This window comes from Oligoflexus sp. (assembly GCF_035638955.1).
Taxonomy (GTDB): domain Bacteria; phylum Bdellovibrionota_B; class Oligoflexia; order Oligoflexales; family Oligoflexaceae; genus Oligoflexus.
Genome location: NZ_DASQYZ010000416.1, coordinates 1 through 18,399, shown reverse-complemented (window position 1 = coordinate 18,399; position 18,399 = coordinate 1). Strand labels below are relative to the sequence as shown.

At 51.1% G+C, this 18,399-nt stretch carries 22 protein-coding genes; 15 read left to right on the top strand and 7 right to left on the bottom strand.

Annotated elements, in window-relative coordinates; genetic code table 11:
* Nucleotides 1-176: 176 nt before the first annotated feature.
* The 3 genes from VE954_RS35270 to VE954_RS35260 are packed head-to-tail and all read right to left on the bottom strand — an operon-like array spanning nt 177 to nt 3,267.
* Nucleotides 177-1,367: an MFS transporter gene (locus tag VE954_RS35270; protein ID WP_324961946.1), complete on the bottom strand. Its 1,191-nt coding sequence runs from the start codon at nt 1,365-1,367 to the stop codon at nt 177-179.
* 9 nt (nt 1,368-1,376) lie between these two features.
* Nucleotides 1,377-2,699 (bottom strand): FAD-dependent oxidoreductase, encoded by a 1,323-nt coding sequence (locus VE954_RS35265; RefSeq protein WP_324961944.1) that lies wholly within the window; start codon nt 2,697-2,699, stop codon nt 1,377-1,379.
* 49 nt (nt 2,700-2,748) lie between these two features.
* A complete protein-coding gene (locus VE954_RS35260) occupies nt 2,749-3,267 on the bottom strand; it encodes a MarR family transcriptional regulator (protein ID WP_324961942.1) in 519 nt (172 codons plus the stop codon).
* Between the two features lie 195 nt (nt 3,268-3,462).
* Between VE954_RS35260 and VE954_RS35255 the strand changes: the two genes are divergently transcribed.
* The gene (locus VE954_RS35255) at nt 3,463-4,767 is read left to right on the top strand and encodes a helix-turn-helix transcriptional regulator (RefSeq protein WP_324961940.1); all 1,305 of its coding nucleotides are present in this window, start codon (nt 3,463-3,465) and stop codon (nt 4,765-4,767) included.
* Nucleotides 4,768-4,823: 56 nt separating this feature from the next.
* Entirely contained in the window at nt 4,824-5,087 is a 264-nt protein-coding gene (locus VE954_RS35250) for a DUF7660 family protein (protein WP_324961938.1), read from the top strand.
* Here VE954_RS35250 and VE954_RS35245 read toward each other — a convergent pair whose 3' ends face one another.
* Complete coding sequence (locus VE954_RS35245) at nt 5,088-5,939, bottom strand: hypothetical protein (protein WP_324961936.1); 852 nt, start codon at nt 5,937-5,939, stop codon at nt 5,088-5,090. It abuts the gene before it with no gap.
* A gap of 129 nt (nt 5,940-6,068) precedes the next feature.
* On the opposite strand from VE954_RS35245, the gene VE954_RS35240 reads away from it, so the two are divergent.
* From VE954_RS35240 to VE954_RS35220, 5 genes are all read left to right on the top strand, one after another.
* Nucleotides 6,069-7,058 (top strand): hypothetical protein, encoded by a 990-nt coding sequence (locus VE954_RS35240; protein ID WP_324961934.1) that lies wholly within the window; start codon nt 6,069-6,071, stop codon nt 7,056-7,058.
* An 87-nt stretch (nt 7,059-7,145) separates the two neighbouring features.
* The gene (locus VE954_RS35235) at nt 7,146-7,496 is read left to right on the top strand and encodes a GFA family protein (protein ID WP_324961932.1); all 351 of its coding nucleotides are present in this window, start codon (nt 7,146-7,148) and stop codon (nt 7,494-7,496) included.
* A gap of 69 nt (nt 7,497-7,565) precedes the next feature.
* Nucleotides 7,566-8,669, top strand: a complete 1,104-nt coding sequence (locus VE954_RS35230) for a nitronate monooxygenase (RefSeq protein ID WP_349263857.1) — start codon at nt 7,566-7,568, stop codon at nt 8,667-8,669.
* Nucleotides 8,653-9,216 carry a WbuC family cupin fold metalloprotein gene (locus VE954_RS35225; protein ID WP_324961928.1) on the top strand — a complete coding sequence of 188 codons (564 nt, stop codon included), beginning with the start codon at nt 8,653-8,655 and terminating at the stop codon, nt 9,214-9,216. Before VE954_RS35230 ends, VE954_RS35225 begins: the two co-directional genes overlap by 17 nt.
* Complete coding sequence (locus tag VE954_RS35220; RefSeq protein WP_324961925.1) at nt 9,185-9,652, top strand: AAC(3)-I family aminoglycoside N-acetyltransferase; 468 nt, start codon at nt 9,185-9,187, stop codon at nt 9,650-9,652. Before VE954_RS35225 ends, VE954_RS35220 begins: the two co-directional genes overlap by 32 nt.
* Nucleotides 9,653-9,708: 56 nt before the next feature.
* Here VE954_RS35220 and VE954_RS35215 read toward each other — a convergent pair whose 3' ends face one another.
* The gene (locus VE954_RS35215; RefSeq protein WP_324961923.1) at nt 9,709-10,869 is read right to left on the bottom strand and encodes a S8 family peptidase; all 1,161 of its coding nucleotides are present in this window, start codon (nt 10,867-10,869) and stop codon (nt 9,709-9,711) included.
* Nucleotides 10,870-11,363: 494 nt separating this feature from the next.
* Here VE954_RS35215 and VE954_RS35210 point away from each other — a divergent pair, with 494 nt between their 5' ends.
* The 8 genes from VE954_RS35210 to VE954_RS35175 all read left to right on the top strand — a co-directional run bounded on the left by VE954_RS35210 (nt 11,364) and on the right by VE954_RS35175 (nt 16,872).
* Nucleotides 11,364-12,668, top strand: coding sequence for a hypothetical protein (locus VE954_RS35210; RefSeq protein ID WP_324961921.1), 1,305 nt, complete (start codon nt 11,364-11,366; stop codon nt 12,666-12,668).
* Nucleotides 12,669-12,927: 259 nt separating this feature from the next.
* Nucleotides 12,928-13,221, top strand: coding sequence for a hypothetical protein (locus VE954_RS35205; RefSeq protein ID WP_324961919.1), 294 nt, complete (start codon nt 12,928-12,930; stop codon nt 13,219-13,221).
* Nucleotides 13,222-13,350: 129 nt separating this feature from the next.
* Complete coding sequence (locus VE954_RS35200; RefSeq protein WP_324961917.1) at nt 13,351-13,689, top strand: hypothetical protein; 339 nt, start codon at nt 13,351-13,353, stop codon at nt 13,687-13,689.
* Between the two features lie 190 nt (nt 13,690-13,879).
* Complete coding sequence (locus VE954_RS35195) at nt 13,880-14,218, top strand: hypothetical protein (RefSeq protein ID WP_324961914.1); 339 nt, start codon at nt 13,880-13,882, stop codon at nt 14,216-14,218.
* Between the two features lie 174 nt (nt 14,219-14,392).
* Entirely contained in the window at nt 14,393-14,680 is a 288-nt protein-coding gene (locus tag VE954_RS35190; protein WP_324961912.1) for a hypothetical protein, read from the top strand.
* A 126-nt stretch (nt 14,681-14,806) separates the two neighbouring features.
* A complete protein-coding gene (locus VE954_RS35185; RefSeq protein ID WP_324961910.1) occupies nt 14,807-15,505 on the top strand; it encodes a transposase zinc-binding domain-containing protein in 699 nt (232 codons plus the stop codon).
* 159 nt (nt 15,506-15,664) lie between these two features.
* A complete protein-coding gene (locus tag VE954_RS35180) occupies nt 15,665-16,162 on the top strand; it encodes a hypothetical protein (RefSeq protein WP_324961908.1) in 498 nt (165 codons plus the stop codon).
* 2 nt (nt 16,163-16,164) lie between these two features.
* Nucleotides 16,165-16,872 carry a hypothetical protein gene (locus VE954_RS35175; RefSeq protein WP_324961906.1) on the top strand — a complete coding sequence of 236 codons (708 nt, stop codon included), beginning with the start codon at nt 16,165-16,167 and terminating at the stop codon, nt 16,870-16,872.
* Nucleotides 16,873-16,883: 11 nt separating this feature from the next.
* Here VE954_RS35175 and VE954_RS35170 read toward each other — a convergent pair whose 3' ends face one another.
* Together VE954_RS35170 and VE954_RS35165 are read right to left on the bottom strand one after the other, a co-directional pair.
* Nucleotides 16,884-17,174 (bottom strand): hypothetical protein, encoded by a 291-nt coding sequence (locus VE954_RS35170; RefSeq protein WP_324961904.1) that lies wholly within the window; start codon nt 17,172-17,174, stop codon nt 16,884-16,886.
* A 159-nt stretch (nt 17,175-17,333) separates the two neighbouring features.
* Nucleotides 17,334-18,257: a S1 family peptidase gene (locus VE954_RS35165; protein WP_324961948.1), complete on the bottom strand. Its 924-nt coding sequence runs from the start codon at nt 18,255-18,257 to the stop codon at nt 17,334-17,336.
* Between the last annotated feature and the right edge of the window lie 142 nt (nt 18,258-18,399).

Genomic DNA, 18,399 nt, shown 5'->3' with positions numbered 1-18,399 from the left:
TTTCACGGCGGTAACGGGGGTTCGAATCCCCTTGGGGACGCCACTTTCATTCCAAGGCTTTCTACTGCCCACGCTTTTTAAGCTCGTCAGGATCCTTCAAACTCTAATTCATAACGTGCTAACATGAATGGCAAGCCATGAGACGGTTGGTTTTTAAAAAGGGCTTTTCGCCAAAATCATTGCGATTTGCCTAAATAACTCGAAACGAAGGCCGCGATGAAAAGCATGATGGCCAAAACCAAAAAAACGGCGTCGTAACCACGAGACGCCTCGTAGACCCACGACCCTCCCACGGGTCCACCGGCGCGCGCCAGTTGATAACTTAAAGCCAAAACTCCATTGATACGTCCGAAAATCTGTCGATCAAACAACCGGCTGACAACGGTAGGGCGTAGTAGTGTCAAAAGCCCGGAAGATGACCCTATGATAACGAGTAAGAGCCAGCGTAGAGCATCGTGCTGGCAATAGGGAAGGAGGCCAAGGCCTAACGATATAATGATCAGGGGCGCGATCAGGAGAGATCCATTCTTCAGAAGCCTCAGGTAGGAACCCAAACCCAGGCGGCCCAACAGCTGAGAGGCGCCCATAATGCCAACGGCCCATGATGCCTCAAGTGCGCCGAAGCCCCAGCTTTGAAGGGCCGACGGAAGATGGGTGGTCATGGTTGTGTGGACGATTCCGTTGATGAGGAAAACAAGGACCATCATCAGAAAAATCTTGCGTGTCGTTCCGCTTAAAAACGCAAGGTTGAGCGAGATTTGACGGTGGGGTGTGGGAACGACGGAATGGGTTTCAGCGGTGCCTGGGGTCTTAACCCAGAATTTATAAATGGCGACTGGTATCAGCAGCAACAAGGCCAGGATGCGAATGGCTCCCTGCCACCCCAGTATTTCCGTCAAATAGGTTGTGAGCGGGAGGAAGATCGTGCTGGCAAGTCCCCCAATTAAAGTCACCTGCATCATTGCGGAGCTTCGTTCCTTCTCTTCCGGGAACGCATGCAGAAGAAATGCGAAAACAGGTTCATAAAGGCTCGCAGCCTGGGCCATGCCGATGAACACAGCAGCTGTATAAAGCCCTAAAGCTGAGGTGGACCATGACCAGATTCCACAGCCTATCACCCCTAACAGGGACCCGCCCATCATGATCCTAAGATGTCCTCCCAGGTCCAATCTTCGTCCTATGGGGACTGAAACCGCAGCCGCAATCAGAGCGGAAAGAGTGGCCATAAAACTTATCGAACTGTGGCTGATCGGAAGACTCTCAGTCATAGGCGGGAGGAGGACACTGAACGCATAGAATAGGATCCCCCAGGATAGGCACTGGGCTATCCCAAGGGACCAGATCATTTTTCGATGAGCGTGCGACACGTGGTCTCCTTAGCCGCAACAAACTTTGGGTTGATCGTGAGTCGATGATCCGCAGCTGACTTTCTCGCTCAATGATGCTGACGTCCCGGGTCGGGTGCTACAGACCCCCGTTTCCGGCAGGACAAGCTCAACCCGTCGAGCGGCTTCCCAATCTCCAGCTATGGCAAAGGTTACGGATCGAACCTGTTCATAGCCAGTCAGAAGAAGAAAAGTGGGAGCGCGGCCATAGCTCTTCATGCCTACGATATAGAAGTTCTCGTCAGGATGCTTCAGTTCTTCCGCGCCATGGGGCTTCACGGTCCCACAGCTATGAAGATTCGGGTCAATCAAGGTGGCAAGTGCGGTGGGGCTCTGGGTGCCCGGATCGAGGGACAGGCGAATTTCGCTGATGATCTGAAGGTCGGGTCGAAAGCCTGTTGTGACAATGATTTTATCCACAGGCAGCAGCTTGTCCCGGTTGCTGTGAAGAACAAGACCGTCCTTGGTCCGTTCGAGACGTTCGATGGAAACACCGGTCATGAGGGTAATGGCTCCCTCTTCGACAAGTTTTCGAATGCTGGATCCCAATCGTCCACGCTCCTGAAGTTTGTCATGTTCGCCGCCGCCAAACACCTGATCGATCGACGTCTTGCGGATGGCCCAATAAATAAGTGTGTCCGATGCTTTTTGCTTCAAGCGGACGAGGTCCTGCAGGACGTTGAAAGCTGAGTGGCCGCTGCCTACAACCAGGACTCGTTGACCAGCGTATTGGTCACGTTCCTTGCCTGCAACGTCCGGTATCCCATAGGCGATATGCTGGGTCTCCTGCTGTTCACCAGCGACTGGAATACCATGAGAACCCATGGGATTGGGTTTTTCGAATGTGCCTGAGGCATCGATGACCGCTTGAGCCAGCAGATCGTATTCGTATCCATCCTGGGTCTGAACGCGAACCAGGAAAGGTACATCGTTGCGTCCTTGATTTTTCATGACATCCTTGCCGAATTTTGTGACCGCGGTCACCTTGGAGTCATAGCGTATGCAGGGCTTAAGCGCTGAAGTTTCGGACAAAGGTTTAAGATAATTTTCCACAAACTCCCGCCCCGTAGGATAGGCTTCAGCGTCTGGCTCTTGCCATCCTTCCGCCTGCAAGAGGAGGCGAGCTTCAGCATCCACATTATAAAACCAAGGCGAGAAAATACGGACATGACCCCACTTCATGATGCTGGCCCCTGCTGAGGAACCAGCTTCCAGCACGACAGGGGTCAGACCGCGAGCCAACACATGCGCGGCGGCGGCCAATCCAACAGGTCCGGCACCAATGACGGCGACTGGGTAATTCTTAGCGTCCATACGAAAATCTCCTTTTGGTTGTTAGTAACAACTATTTGCGCAAAAAAAATCAGCAGCATCCTGGGCCACTGGATTTCTCGGTGGAACAGCTGGTGTTGACGCCCATTCTTTGACTGGCCGCACCAGCCAAGCGATGGAGCAGTTCAGTCGCGGCTACGCGAACGTCAGGGGCAAAGTCAGCTATCATTTCCTTCTGCTCTTCAACCAGCTCGGTGTGAATCCTGGTGAAAAGTTTCCTGCCGGCAGTCGTGGCTTCGATCAGGATCGCTCGGCTATCCTCGGGGTCCTTGAGTCTTGTCACGTAATCTTTGCGAACGAGAGTATCAATCACGCGACTGGCCGTGCTTTTATCGAGAAAGAGTTGTTCCGCCAAAGCCTGGAGTCTAAGAGGGCCCTTTTCGATGATGACTTCCAATGCGGAACACTGGGTGACAGAAACATCGTAGCAACAGATCCGATCGCGGTCCCGGAATTGGTAGATGCGGACCAGTTGGTTGAGAGCCTCGTAAAGCTCATGCGCATGCGTATCCAGGCTTGGATCATTGGCGTTTTTTGAATGTTGAGCCAAGGGCGCCTCCTTCAAGTCCCCTATCGTTGCTACTAACAACTATATTATCGGTCGGTGGCTTGTCAAGCTTTAATGCCCATGCTCCTGCTGTTCCCAAAATGGGAACATTTATTGGATTTTAGCCGTTTGCTGACTGGGCAAATCATCCATGGAGTCGTAAAAATGGGTTATCGGACCAGGCAGCGGGAGACGGATATGAGTTCAGGCCAATCGATTATTAAAATTGATACGGAATTTCTTGGTCAGGAAATCAAGAAGCAAGGCATTAAACTATGGTGGCTTGCCGAGCAGATTCATGTCGATCGGAAGACGGTATCCCGCTGGGTTAACGGTAAGGTGAAATGGATGCGCGAAGAGAATCTGCTGGCCACGGCAGGCATCCTGCAATGCGAACCCAATCGTTTGCGCGCGGAAGCGAATACTCTCCTGTATGCCACTGAGTATGAACAAACCAATGCGGCGAAACTGGTTCACACCGAAAAACTGCTGGCCGCGCTCACGCCCAGTGGCAAATTTGATCTGGCTGAGCAGTTGATTAAGTCTCTTTTGAAGCCTCATCTGCCGCTCCACCTCTTAGGGTCCCTCTATCTGGAACTCGCCACCTGCTGTTGGCAACAGAATAAATTGAACAAAGCCGAGCGTTATGCCCAGCATGCTCTGGACATCAGTGTTCAGGCTGATGAGCCCCTGCTGGGACTCAGAGCCCAGCAAACCCTTATCATTATTTATTCCAAGGGGGGGCAACTCACGAAGGCGGATGAATACATTGAAACCTGTCTGAGTCATCCGCTGATTGATCAGGATCCGCAGATACGGGCGCGCGTGCTCTTCGATAAGAGCAATACCTTGGCACACGCCGGCGCTTCGATTGCGCTGATCAAAGATTTCAGGCTGCAGGCTCACGCGCTCTTTGAAGAGTCCGGGACCATGACCCCGATTCAGAATTCAACCGTGTGGTATGGGATGGCCATCTTCCTGATCGAAGCGGGTCATCTGCAGGATGCTGAAGACGCCTTGCGAAAGGCGCAGAAAAGTGCGCATGAAGTCGATTATCAACGCGGCCTTTGTTTTGGTTATCTGATTGAAGCCCTTTTGAAATCGCAGCAGTCCATGCATCAGGACGCGGTGGAACGGCTTGACCATATTTATCCCCAGTTGGAGCATGGCGACACGGGCATGTACGAGGCCATCGGAGCCTCCATACTCCGCCAGGCAGGGCGGACGCACGAAGCTGAAGGGATGGCTCGGAAGGGGCTGCAATCGTTTAATAAAGTTTTCCGCGCCCATAATCATCTGGAACTCGCTGAAATTTTCCGTGAACGCAACCAGCGGCACCTTTGCCAGGAGCACGTGCAGGAAGCTCTTTCCCTCTATCAGGACGCGGGGGCCTGGGGTCGGTTGAAGAGGTTGCGGGAAAGCAGGCTCTATGCCCTGAGTGAAGCGCTGCCTCAGGTGCCGTGTCCCGCATGTCCCGCCGAGGCCCTTTCGGTTGGCTCCTGACTTTGCTATGCAACGGGGGATGATGTGGAGTGGAATTCAAAACAAGGAAGCAGATTATGATGACAGAATGGGTCAACCGAATTGATGGCATCAATTCCCGCACCGACCTTGTGGCGTTTGTGCGGACTTTGGCCAAGGATTTCTGCGCGCAGGATGCGGGCTGGTCCAATCGCACGGCTGATGATTATCTGGAGGCCTTGGCCGCATGGTTGGATGAGAGCGATGGTTACTACGGGTATCGGGGGGAACCACCCGTACTTACGAATATGAAATGGCGTCAGCTGGCAGAAATGCTTCTGGCTGCAACCATGTATGAATAGTTAGTGTTTCTCGCTGATGACAGGATAGATCTGCATATTGAAGCGAATGATGGTATCGCCTTCATTGGTTTCGAGCTCGGAAAAATAGCGGAAAACATCCTTTTTAATTTGCGTCAGGGTCTTTTCGAACTGCTCTCGTTTCACAGACATGGTCGTCGTGCCAAAGCAGGCTTCCTTATTGTTGTGGATCCAGCGCGGCACCTGTTCTTCGGCATCCTGGATGGATTCCCTTAAAAACGCGGTGGAATGATCGAGTTCATTTTGATGGAAGGAAAAGAATTTGGCATTGGAGTCATTGCGTCGATAACCGTCTGCCGTTTTTTCGATCAGCTGGTTGTCCAGCAGGACCTGCATGCCGCGGAGGATATCGGCATAACGGCTCTTGCCGAAATAATCGATGATTTCGCGCTCTTTGATCACCCTTGCGTGCATGCTGAAGTAGCAGTAAACATCCGAGGCCAACAAAGTCAGACCGCGTTTGTGATCAAATTTAAAGAAGCGCTGTTGCAAAAAGCGCCTGATCGTCTCGATTTCGCGGTTCAGATTATTGAGGTCGGATGCGGTCGTGGCCTCATCACGTTCCAGGAGGAAGGCCAGCATCTCGCTCTGCAGTTCGTCCAGCTCCAGGATGGGGCCCAGTGTCTTCCAATATTTGCGTGGCCAGCGTCGGATGCCTTTCAAGGTCTCCGATAGGTTGCCGCGGGAGTGGATACCCAACTTGCCGGCGAGCCATGCAAGAGAAAACCTGGGTTCCAGGGCTTTTTTATAAGCCCACAGCTGCTGAACCGCCTGGCTGCCGGTTGAACCTGCCAAAAGGATGGAAGTGACACCGCCGTTGTGATCAATATTCATGAGGAGCCCTTTTCGTCATGACCTGCCGAAATTCAGCCACTCCTATCATGAAAAACAGAGATATACAAATACGATGATAGCCATTATGGTGGCCCACCCAGGAACCTGATCTCAAAGGGAGATTGCCGCATGTTCGGACTTAAGCTCGTCGCTGCTCTGATGCTTTTCATGAACCTGACTGCCATGGTGGGGGCCCAAACCCGTCCAGAAAAAAAGGAACAGGCGCTCAGCCTTCACTTCACTCATGCCGAGGCCTTGCGCCTTTATGATTATTTGGGCCAGCGAGCCAATCCCCAGATCGATGGTGACACATGGCCGATTCAATATTACGGCGACACTGTGAATATCGGCTGCAGTGAATCGCCTGAATGCTTTCTGAATGTTTATGAAAAAGAATGGAAGTTTCATCGGGAAGGCGGCAATTCGGTTTACGAATTCGTGATGCCGATCGACAGTCGGATTCTGACCGGCACGATCGTCATCAACAGCAAAGCGAAAAGTCTCGATGTCGAGCTCACGGACATCTTTGATCATTCGACCTTTCGATTCAACCAGCCTATCGCTTGCCAGACGGCCGATTGCAGTTACACATTGGGCATTCGTAACTGGCTTCCTGAACGGCAGGAAACGCAGAACGTCCTGGACAATGCCAAGCGCCTGATCCTGAAATTCGAAGGCAAGGAAGCCCGCACACTCTATAACTCGTCCAACAGCGCGGTCATGATTTCCGAAATTCCTCACATCATGCGCGTCAAACTCGGTCGCGATGTCTATTGCTTTCTTGAGACGAAATCCGAGGCAGAATATTACTGCCAAGCGTCGCTTCAACATTCCCGGCAAGGTGCGGACTTTGTCAGCCCAGGCTTCCAGTCGCAGGACTTCAGTCTGATCATGCGACCCACCGTGCAGAATTTCATGCTGGAGCGCTTCGATCTGCTTTCTCAATCCAAATTTGGTAAGACGAAGCACCTGAAGATCTGCCAGCCTTTCACTCGAGAGGGTGGAACGGATTGCAAGCATTGGTACGACAAGAATTATGATATCAGCCAGCCGGTTGACCCCATTGATCCGGGTGGGATCGCGGTCGGCTGGGGACGAACGGCGCCGACAGCTCAGTAACTGTAAAACCCAGTAGGCATCAGCCCATCCTTTGTTCTAGAGTGAACAAGGACGTTCCAAGGTTTCGAACCGACGTGAGGAGGGGTCATGGCCAAATATACTGGTGGTTGTCATTGTGGTAAGGTGCGGTATCAGGTCGATATGGACTTGACTGGGCTGATTGCTTGCAACTGTTCCATCTGCTCCAAGAAAGGGCTGATCCTGGGCTTTGTAAAAGAAGCCCAATTTTCCCTGGTTTCGGGCCAGAACGAATTATCTGATTATCAGTTTAACAAAAAACACATCCATCATCTTTTCTGTAAAAACTGTGGCGTTTCTTCCTTCTGCAATGGTGCTGATCAGGACGGCTCGAACATGTATGCGATCAATGTCCGCTGCCTCGACGGTGTCGACCTCGCGACGTTGGTCCCGACCCCTATTGATGGTAAAAGCCGCTGATCTTTCAATTTCCTCTAACACAAGCTATATCTGAAGGAATGAGCACGAGGGGGATGAGTGTTGGTTGATATGAACATTTGGCCCGATTCAAGAATCAATCAGCTTTTTGATATCGAATACCCCATTATTCAAGCTCCTATGGCCGGTTCGAATGATGCTGATCTCGTCATAGCCGTGTCCAAGGCAGGTGGTCTTGGCTCGCTTCCCTGTGCTTTACTCAGTCCAGAAAAGATCCGTGATGAAATCAAACGGATCCGAAGCCAGGTCGATCGGCCATTCAATCTGAATTTCTTTTGTCATAAGCAAACCGCGCCTGATGCCGCGAAAGAAAGCGTTTGGAAAGATTCGCTGCGAACTTACTATGGCGAGCTGGGCCTTGATCCTCAGGTTCCTTCGCCCATGGGGACCCGCCATCCCTTTGATGACGAATCCTGCCGCATCGTTGAAGAATTCAAGCCCGCCGTCGTCAGTTTTCATTTCGGTTTGCCCGAGGAGCGTCTGGTCGCGAGAGTCAAGGCAGCTGGATGCCAGGTGATGTCATCAGCGACCACGGTAGAAGAGGCCATTTGGCTGGAAAAGCATGGATGCGACGCCATCATCGCCCAGGGGTTTGAAGCAGGAGGGCATCGAGGTATTTTTTTAAGCCGTGATATTGAAAATCAGGTCGGGACAATCGCGTTGGTTCCCCAGGTGGTCGATGCCGTTCAGGTGCCTGTGATAGCCAGTGGTGGCATTGCCGATGCTCGTGGTATCCTCGCCGCGTTTGCATTGGGTGCGGCTGCGGTGCAGATCGGCACGGCTTTTCTGCTTGCGACCGAGGCCAGGACCTCGGCTATTCATAGGCGATCGCTGCAATCAACGCGGGACAATCAGACTGTTCTGACGAACCTCTTCACGGGTCGTCCTGCGCGTGGCATTGTCAATCGGTTGATTCAGGATCAGGGAGCGCTGTCTGACCAGGTTCCGGAGTTTCCTCATGCCGCTGGAGCCCTCATGCCGCTGCGCTTGGCTGCAGAAGCCCAAGGGCGAGGTGATTTCAGCCCGCTTTGGTCAGGACAAGCGGCGCGTTTAGCAAAGGAATTGCCGGCCGCGGACATCATAAAAGCTCTGGTCGCCGATGTTCAAAGTCGGGTTGGCCGGGGTCGAGGTGGGGACTGTGACAGAACACAATGAAGACTCCAGCCTGGCCGGCAGACGCGTACAAACCGTCGATCAAACGCTCCTGAATCAGGTGTCGTCCCAGGCTCAATCCTCGCCTCGTAAGAGGATGAATCATAATCTGCATCAGCTGGAAGACCGAGTCCAACGCATGCTCAACGCTCTTGAGCCTGCGACCTATGTCCGGCCTCACCGGCATTTGGATCCCCCGAAGTTCGAAACGTTTGTCATTTTAAGAGGCAAAACAGCCGTTCTGATATTCAGTGATGAAGGCAGGATCGAAAACTGCATCATTCTCAGTCCCAACCAAACCTGTATCGTGGATATTCCCCCTGGCACCTGGCACTCCCTGGTCGCGTTGGAACCTGGAACGGTTCTGATCGAAGCTAAAGATGGTCCTTATATAGCCAGCACGGACAAGGACTTTGCCGCCTGGGCGCCTCGTGAAAATTCCCGGGACGCTGCGGTATGGCTTGAGGAGGTGACACACTGGATTCTGCGGCATTTATCCAGCCAGCAAGGATTACCCGATGAAAACATCTCAGCACGATTTCATTTTTGAAAAAGTAACTCCGAGCGATCTTAAATCGATGCGTGAACTCCTGGAAGTTTATGCTGTGGCCTTTGACGATGCTGTTTCCTACCGATCCCGTCCGCCTTCCGATGACTATCTGAAATCGCTCCTGGCCAAGGAAACGTTTATAACAGTCGTGGCCAGGCTGGAAGGTCGCGTCGTGGGTGGCCTCTCGGCCTATGTATTGGAAAAATTTGAGCAGGAGCGGAGTGAAATTTACATCTACGATCTGGCAGTTTTGGAGGCCTATCGGCGAAAGGGTGCGGCCCGAGGCGTCATCGATCATTTGAAGAGGCTGGCGAAAAGTTACAAGGCCTGGGTTATCTATGTTCAGGCGGACAAGGTCGATGAACCAGCCATCAGACTCTATGATTCGATGGGGACCCGCGAGGACGTCTTTCATTTTGATATCGATCTGGAATAAGAGCGGCCGCGCGCCTTGCACCGCGCGGTGCAAGGCGCAGGCCCGAACCTTAGGGTTTAAGGATTGGTGTAAATCATCAGGTTAGGGGAGCCGGTTCCTGGCCAGATGATGATATCGGGCGTTGCATTCTCACGGATCAGCGCCGAAATTTCCTCGGGTGTGGCTGTTGGCCTTTGCTCCAGGTGAAGGGCCACAACACCGGCGACATGCGGTGAGGCCATCGACGTTCCGCTGATTGTGCTGGTGGCTGTATCATTTTTGTTCCAGGCACTGGTGATGTTGGTGCCTGGCGCGAAGATGTCCACGCAACTGCCAAAGTTGGAATAGATGGATCTCCAGTTGGATTTGCTGGTGGCACTGACGGTGATGGCTTCGGGGACATTCGCGGGTGAAACCTTACAGGCGTCGCGGAACTCGTTCCCGGCAGCCACGACAAACACCACGCCTGCCTTCACTGCATTGCTCACGGCCTCATCCACGGACGCTGACACGTCACCCCCAAGACTCATGTTGGCAACGGCCGGTTTGATGGCATTTTCTGCGACCCAGTCAATGCCTGCAATCACACCTGCATCATCGCCGGCTCCCGTGCAATCCATGACGCGAACACCATGAATGGTGGCGTCTTTCGCAACACCGTAAACCGTACCCGCCACAGTCGCGGAAACATGCGAGCCGTGTCCATGACAATCGTTGGGGCCACGACCGTCATCGATTGCCGAGAAGCCCTCACCCACACGACCCGCGAATTCCTTGTGCGTGGTGCGAATGCCCGTGTCGATCACATAAGCGTGAACGCCTTTGCCCGAAGCGCTGTATGTATAGACTCCGTCCGTGCCTTCGCGGGAATCCAAGCGATCAAGCCCCCAGGTGGCGGAAGCTTGGGCGGCCTGTGTCCGCATGATTTTGTTGGCTTCGATGCGCTCAATGCCAGGATCCTGCGCGAGGGCTGCCAGCTGCTGATCATTAGCCGTGATGGCAAAACCTTCGAGGACATTGGTGAACTGCCTCTTCACAGACACGCCATAGGCCTGCTTGAGACGATTGGCTTCCTGGCGAACGAATTGCTTGGCGGTGAATTGATGCCGACCCTCATCGCTTTTCAGCTTGATAATGTATTCATTTGCTATTCGATTCGGATTATCTTTGTCGAGTATCGTCGCTGCCAAGGTACTTCCGCTCAGGACACACGCGCTGACCAACACGAAGAACTTCATGCTCAGACCTCCTTTTGCGCTATTAAAAACAGTTGGCCGAACTATAGCTTGAAAGACACGCCCGGGGTCAAGTGAGAGTTCCTCCACTCGCCTGAGAGTTCTTAGGGATTGCTTCGGGCGGAAATTTTTGAGTTCGTCGGGGCCAGGTGCCGCCAGGGTGCCTTGAGAAGCCTGGCGTGTCGATGAGAGCGGGAGACCTGGTGCCATACTATCATCGAAATGTTGCGTGACGGTTAACGTGAGTCGCACACGAATTCTCATCAAAAATATTGCATCATGAGAAAAATATTGATGGATTGACAAGCTTCTTCGTCTTCCCTATTTATCAGACGCGATGTTTAAGTTCGTCGCTTTGAAAGAAATTCCAGCTGACTTCGAGAGTGAAAACCCAGCAGACAACCTCATTATCGACCGACTTTCAAATAGAATCTTATTTTACCTATCCATCAGCTCCCAGGTGGGCGCTGATGTATGTTTAAATTCATGGAGACCGTATGCAGATCACAAAAAATTACGTACTTGGCCTGGCTTTGGCTATGACCCTGGTAGCTTGCGGCAAAGATGAGAAAACCAAAACAGTGACCGTTGAGAATCCCAAGACGGCAGAAGCTTTGAAATCTGCGGAAAAAGAGCGCGAAGAACTCAAGGGTAAACTTGAGCTCGCAGAAAAAAATGATGTTGAGATCGAAGGGGTGAAAGAGGAGCTCAAAGTGGCCACCGATAAGGTCACTGAGCTGACAACTTCGCTGGCTGCCAAGGATGTGGAGCTCACCGATGCCAAGACAGCCCTGGAAGAGGCCAAAAAAACCACGCCGGAACGCGTGAAAGCGCTGGAAGAAAAAGTTGCTGGCCTGGAAAAAGCCAAAGCCGAACTGAATGAGCAGCTCACCACCGCTCGTAGCGACAAAACCCGCCTGGATAATTTGGTGGAAGTCGCGAAGCGTGACGAAGACCTTTATAAGAAAACCCTGGATTACGCGATCGCCAAAGGCGCGAAAAGCACCGAACAGGTGGGCGCCGAGCTCGTGAAGGACCTCGCCAAGGTGGAAGACACTCTGAAATCTTTGGCCGCAAAGGAACCAGGTTTGAAGTCGGCTGTTTCCAGCCAGGCTCAGGTTGTCGTGCAAGCCGCGGCTGACTTCAAAAAAGTGAGCGGAAACATGCTGGGCGTTTACGCCGAGCTGGAGGCCCGCGTCAAGCGCGGTGAGACACTCTCGGCTGCTGATGACAAAACTTACAAGACTTTGAAGGCTTTTGATGAAGCCACCAAAGCGCTGGATGCCGAGAAAAAAGTTAAGCAGGGTCTTGAATCCGCTTTGGATGGCCTCAATAAGGAAATCGTCACCTTGGACGCCACGCTGGCTAAGGCCAATACCGAATTGAACAAATTCCGTGACGACCTGTTGGCTTTGATCGCAACTGACCCCAAACTGACAAGTCCTGAAGCACAAAAATTGACAGCATCGATCAAGGAGCGCGAGACTCTCATCGCGACAACGACCAAAACCCGTAAGGAGAAGGCTGATGCTGTTGCTGCTGAAGGCAAAAAGCTGGAAGCTTCCAACGGCAAGATCGCAACCTATGCCGCGACTCTGGAACAGAAGAGCCGGGAGTATAACGACAGCGCAGTCGTGACTGCAAACGGCAACCTGACCAAGGCTGAAGCCGAATTGGAAACCCGCGTGAAAGCCTATCGCGATTACCAGAAGGCGGTTGTCGATGCCAACACCAGTAAGCAAGACCTGTCGGCTCTCAAAGTATTTTTTGATAGCAAACTGAAAAAACCTGCTCAAGCGTAATTCGATTGGGACTGCCGAGTCTCACTTTGAGGTGTGGGCTATCCATGCCCCGCCTCGACTCGGCTGACAAGGCTTGAACACGCGCCATTCATTTCGACAGTGATGAGGTTGCGGTCTTGAGCTGTACGTCAGCGTTTCTCAGGAGGAGCTTCTTCGATAGGCGTAAAGTGCAAACTTTACGCTTTTTTATTAGTCCGTAGCCAGGTCGATGTCAGAAAGCTATGGTAAAGGCGCAAACCCTTGGATGGAGGACCTCATTGTGAATTCCAAATCCCTGTTCCTGGCCATTCCACTGGCTCTAGCATGCGCCCCTTCAATTCATGCCGCCGATCGGATGCTCGATGCCTGTACGGCGGAAATCAAGAAATTTGCGTGTGACGCCAAAAGCGAGTCCTATGCGTATGAGTGCCTGAACAAGCATAAAGAACAACGTACCAAGGACAAAGGTTTCAGCCGAAAGTGCTTCAAAGCCTATGGCTCCTATGAAAAAACATCAGGCAAAGGCGAGCCGATCGAAAGTCATCAGACCGACCACCCTGAACATAAAGGTTAAGTCTGATCCGCCAGCGCTCGGTGCGTTGGCTTCCCTTTCTTCCCACCCAGCCATCTTCATATTTCACGAATCCTTATGCTAGGATAGTCCTGACGCCTTGCCCCGGAATTTTGTGCTGCGGAGCTTGCGATGACAGAGACACCCCCGAAAAGAGGGCGACGGCCCAGGATCGAGAAAGATATCTTCGGCGACGAATATCTTGCGGGTCGACGGGTTTTCAGCCTGACTTTGGATGAGTCGCGGTTGCCCGAGGGCGCCAGGCAATTGCTCTGCGCCATATCAACCATGAACGTGGACGATGTGAATCTGGTCCAGGTTTTCTCAGATGCCATTAAGGTTGTCGAACCCGATTTTTGGTCCAACAAAATAGACGACCTTACCCCGTTCGAATGGAAGCTTTTCATGGCCTTGGATGACCCGACGTTTCGCGAGCAGGTCAAAGCTCTACTTGAGACCCATGTGCCTTGACCTTCTCTCGTATCAGCTGGGCGATAGGCTGATGGGGGCCCCTAGCAGGCGCACAACTCCAAAATGCGACTGCAGTTGATCGGATGCAGCCCGTCCAGCCGCAACGATCATGCCGTTGGGTTGGACGACGACTGCATTCGCAGAATCGGCGCCAGGTCCGACAGTACTCATGGATGCTGGAAAGAAGGTAATGTTCCATATCGTGGTTACGGGCGGTCAATCCAAAGGCGATAGCCTCACAGGGCTGAATGGGATCGCCGTGCGCCTTGGCGGCAGAGCACCGATCATGGTCTGGGTGAACGAATACTTTGGACAATTCGCTGCCACAGATGGCATCCCGATTGAAAAAACCGGGGTCTATGCTGAGCTTGGAAAGAAAATATTCTCAGTTCTGACAATCCCTGAACGTCCCGCCGCCACATTCGGCAGGGACATCAGTGAGATGCTCAGCAAAAATGACCTTCGACGAAGCAATAGCGTCAAAGGACTTCAACACAATGGCCAAACAGAGGATCAAGATAACCCGTGATCTTCTTTTCAAGCGGCTTGATGGACTTCCCATATGATGATCGATCGTGACTAGCTCATTCGCCGTGTGGCTGAGAAGCGTCGGCTCGTCCTTACCGAGGACGATCCGCTGAGTGCTTCCGTCACACTCCACGAGGTCATATTTGAAAGTCATACAGAAGAGCTCGTCCAGCGAATGGATGAACAGAACGCAAGAGTGTTGGCGGCTCTCCAGACAACCATTGGCAATGCCAAGGCTGACCAGAAAAGGGAGCAGGAGCGGCTGCTTCAGACAATGAGCCTGCTTCATCATACGAATCTGGAAGCTCACAGAAAGATCACGGAGAACTGTCTAGCCGCTGCACGCAAGCTTGCCCTTGAGGCCAATGCAGCAAAGCAATATGCATGGATCGCAGCAGGAGTAGGTGTGGCCTTTGGAATTCTCGTTTTCTGTGCAAATCTTTACCTGATCTTTTGGCAGTGACCGCTATGAGAGGTGCTGCGAACCTCTGGAGCGGGCCATACCCCGCTCGCAAGCATTAAAGATGTCCGATGAACCCTGGAAGGATGTCACTTCCTATATTCTTTCAGAGCGTCTATTGCCCTAAAGATGGCAGACTCTGAAGGCGCATACTATAGACGCGAACCTGAAAAAACCATTCTCTACCAAGTTGTGGAGGAATTTGCCGAAGCATTTTTTGAAGTGGCTGCGTCTGATCCCGGCCGAAAACCTTTGCCAGCATTCGCGCAGCTGGAATTTGAAAAGTTTCTGAAATGCGACATCGTTACCGAAGGTTTTGTTCGCCTAAGGTGCACGGGATGCACCGAATCCATTATTGTGGCCTTCAGCTGTAAATGCCGAGGTTTTTGTCCCTCTTGTGCAGGCCGATGGATGCCGGAGCGATCCATTCATCTCACGGGCAATCTTATTCCGTTTGTTCCAGCCAGGCACTGGGTTTTATCAGCCCCATTTGAGCTTCGTTATTGGATGGCCTCTGATGACAAGCTATTAAAGGAAGTGAACGTTATCCTTTGCGATGAGATCAATAACCACCTTCGAAAAAAAGCCAGAAAGCTTGGCATTGAAGGTGGTGAAACGGGCATCGTTTCCTACCTGAAGCGTGCCGGCTCTGCGATCAATCTTAATCTTCATTTCCATCTTTTGGCCCTTGAGGGCATTTATACTGTTGATGCCGAAGGGGGGCCGTTATTTCATGGAATCCCTGGAATCCATAAGCACGAGGTGGCGCGTGTTCAATTGCCTGTATTTAAGCACGGTGAGCAAGACAGAAATCATACTGAGCTATGAATTTTCGATGGAGATGGGAGATGATCTTCAAAGAATTGAGCGCAAAAAAAAAGCAGAGCAAGATTTTATCCTCGAAATTACAATCATATTTTTTACGTCTTGAACTTCAGACTCCCTTTGTATATCTGCCTCTGAACAAATGTTTGTTTGGTGAAAGAAATGAAACTTGTTCTCGCAATTGTATCCAGTTTGCTTTTTACCAGTTTGGGTATGTCAGCGCCATTCCCTGGTTTAGGTGGACTTGCTGGGCCTAGGATCCCAGGACCACCTATTCCCGGTGGTGGCGTCACGGATCCAGTCCCCGGTGGAGGCTTTGGCCCCGCTGGAAGTCCTATTCCGATCGCCCCCATTGGTGGAGTAACTGATCCTCGTGGTCAAGCTTTCCTTAAAGTCACTGTTCCGATTCCAACTAAAATCTGCACAACAGTAACGAAAACTGTATGTGAAGGCACGGGAAGTGCCAGAACATGTCAGTCCGCGACCACTGAAAAATGCATCGAAGTAAAGTTTTTATCCCCAGAATCTGGATTTGCTATTCCATCTGACGCAACGCAAGTTAAAGTATTCGATGGAATAGGCAAGTGGAGTATCTATAACAACCGAGGCGTGCTTCAAAATATTCGGCTCGGAGGCCGGAATCTCTTTAATTCCAATTGATAGTGGAAACAATCCTTTCTGATGCCGATGAAGGCGTCAAGACTGACGTGACTAATCTTGATTTTGATGAGATAAAACAAGCTGAAATCGAGAAATTGACCACAATGGCAGAAGAGTATTCGGCAAATAAAAAAGCTCGATTGCAAGTCGAGTGCGGCGATTTTTATTGTAATTTCCTTTTCATGGACCTGAAGTCAGACCATTCAGAAAATATTATGGAATACCTCAAAGAAAAAGGATCCTTTTTTCTTTCAAGTATAAAATCCTTTCAAATACTTCAAGATCCGAAAGGAATGCGCCTTCGTGTGGATTTCTTTCGGGACTCTTTGGAAAAGGACGAAGAGAATATTTCCAAGGAAGATAGACTGTCAGAGGTCGAAAAACAAATGGACGAAGTAAAATTGATGTCCCCAAACTTAAAGAATCTGGCTCCTGCTGAATATTTAAAAACGTATCTTAAATTATTCATCGACCAATCCATATCTGATTCAAGTCTCAGCGATATTGCAGAATACCGGATCGATTGCAGTAGCGATAAATGTGAAATGAACATTTACTTTAAAGGTGGCACCCCACAACGCAAGATTGATGAGCATAGCGATTTTGTCTTTTTGTTTATTAAACAAATCGCAGTTAGTGAAAAAGTTAAAGAATACTCTGTGTCAAACAAAGACTCTGCTGCTACATTTAATTTCTTATTGAGAAAATGACCGTCAGATGTTCACAATTCAAGATCGCTTGACGGATTCTTCACCGGATCCTTTACGCAGCAGGTACCTATGCCGACACCTGCTCCTACCGATTTTGCTCCGGATGGGTCGCCTGCGCCCACAGACTGATTGAACGCCTGTCCTGCCATTAGCCAACTGGCAAGTATCATTGCCATCCATTCCGCAGCGCCTATCAATGATCCCCTGGCCCATAGGATCGCGTGGAAGAATTTTTGACAAGCCCTGTGTTTACGTTTTGAATAGTCTTTCTTTCTAATTTCTTCTTTTTTATTTTTAGGCACCGCAACGTGGACGGCCTCCGGTTTTGCTTTTTCATTTCGCAACGAGCTATTGACTGAGGTGGACCAGGTAAATTCAATAAGGTCCCTCTGCGTGCGCCTCAGCCTTGTGTTAAAGCTAAAATTGCGGAGCTGGCCGGGACGGCCACCTCCTAACAGCCACTACTCTGCATTCATGATCACACCTTCGATAAACTCACTGTACCTGGCGACATTGGTATATGTTCCAGTGCCACGGCATCGATCCGTGGAATCAATACTTGGAAGGTAGGGACCCTGAGTAACTCCAGCCAAGATCAGCTTATCGCCTTTCCTGACAAACATTGGTCCACCACTATCTCCATGGCAGCCAGAATTGATTCCATTCGCAGATTTGTAGATAATCATATTATCATTCGTTATTTCTTCAACCGTGGTGTTGACTTGCCTCAGGATTTTGCCTGAGGGACCCTCGGTGGCAATCTTTTTTTCCAGTTGGGCGATTTTAGATTCGACTTCTGTGAATTTGGCGTCACCAAGTTTACGCACGGATTTCAGAAGGAGTTCCTCGTAGGCCACAGCAATCGTACCTATTTGCTTTTGCAAGTCTGTGGCACGCGATGTTTCCCCCGAAGCAAGACTCGATAGCTCTGAAGCCAGATTTCTATATTGACCAGCTAATGTATTGAGTTCAGCCTTTGTATCAGCTGGCAGTTGACTGGCAAGAGTCGACTCGAGATTGTCGCGCTCTGTGATGAGCGTTGATAAATCCTTCTCGTCTCCAGTAATTCCATATCCTGCAAGAGTCACTTCAGTGCCCTTGGAAATGTCACCTTCAACGGCAATAGAGGCGGGATTTACAAAGTCGGGAATGTCAGCATCCAGCTTGATCAGGGCGATATCATTCTCGGTTTCATGGATTGTCGATCCCGTTGCCAAACCAAAGCTTGGATGCGCGGTTACCGTACCCTCGATAGTCTGAACATCGCCGTCGGGCAGGAACCCCAGACCGAAAGTGACATTGACTCTGGTTTCCCCTTCGAAGCAATGAGCTGCCGTCAGAACCCATTTCTTTCGGATTATAGTTCCGGTGCAGTAAGCATCCAGATTCGGAATAAATCAGCTATTTTGAGACAGTCATAAAAAGAGTTTAGTGTACTTTTCTATCCAAGCACATACATGGATTGCCGTGTGACCGGGATGTTGATCCCGACCTGCTCCTGTGGAATCAGAAGTTTAGGACCACGCT

Coding starts and splice junctions, on each gene's coding strand:
- VE954_RS35195 (WP_324961914.1), top strand. CDS start 13,880: ATGTTCCATATCGTGGTTACGGGCGGTCAATCCAAAGGCGATAGCCTC.
- VE954_RS35235 (WP_324961932.1), top strand. CDS start 7,146: ATGGCCAAATATACTGGTGGTTGTCATTGTGGTAAGGTGCGGTATCAG.
- VE954_RS35255 (WP_324961940.1), top strand. CDS start 3,463: ATGAGTTCAGGCCAATCGATTATTAAAATTGATACGGAATTTCTTGGT.
- VE954_RS35180 (WP_324961908.1), top strand. CDS start 15,665: ATGAAACTTGTTCTCGCAATTGTATCCAGTTTGCTTTTTACCAGTTTG.
- VE954_RS35230 (WP_349263857.1), top strand. CDS start 7,566: ATGAACATTTGGCCCGATTCAAGAATCAATCAGCTTTTTGATATCGAA.
- VE954_RS35210 (WP_324961921.1), top strand. CDS start 11,364: ATGCAGATCACAAAAAATTACGTACTTGGCCTGGCTTTGGCTATGACC.
- VE954_RS35265 (WP_324961944.1), bottom strand. CDS start 2,699: ATGGACGCTAAGAATTACCCAGTCGCCGTCATTGGTGCCGGACCTGTT.
- VE954_RS35200 (WP_324961917.1), top strand. CDS start 13,351: ATGACAGAGACACCCCCGAAAAGAGGGCGACGGCCCAGGATCGAGAAA.
- VE954_RS35220 (WP_324961925.1), top strand. CDS start 9,185: ATGAAAACATCTCAGCACGATTTCATTTTTGAAAAAGTAACTCCGAGC.
- VE954_RS35245 (WP_324961936.1), bottom strand. CDS start 5,939: ATGAATATTGATCACAACGGCGGTGTCACTTCCATCCTTTTGGCAGGT.
- VE954_RS35185 (WP_324961910.1), top strand. CDS start 14,807: ATGGCAGACTCTGAAGGCGCATACTATAGACGCGAACCTGAAAAAACC.
- VE954_RS35215 (WP_324961923.1), bottom strand. CDS start 10,869: ATGAAGTTCTTCGTGTTGGTCAGCGCGTGTGTCCTGAGCGGAAGTACC.
- VE954_RS35240 (WP_324961934.1), top strand. CDS start 6,069: ATGTTCGGACTTAAGCTCGTCGCTGCTCTGATGCTTTTCATGAACCTG.
- VE954_RS35190 (WP_324961912.1), top strand. CDS start 14,393: ATGGATGAACAGAACGCAAGAGTGTTGGCGGCTCTCCAGACAACCATT.
- VE954_RS35250 (WP_324961938.1), top strand. CDS start 4,824: ATGATGACAGAATGGGTCAACCGAATTGATGGCATCAATTCCCGCACC.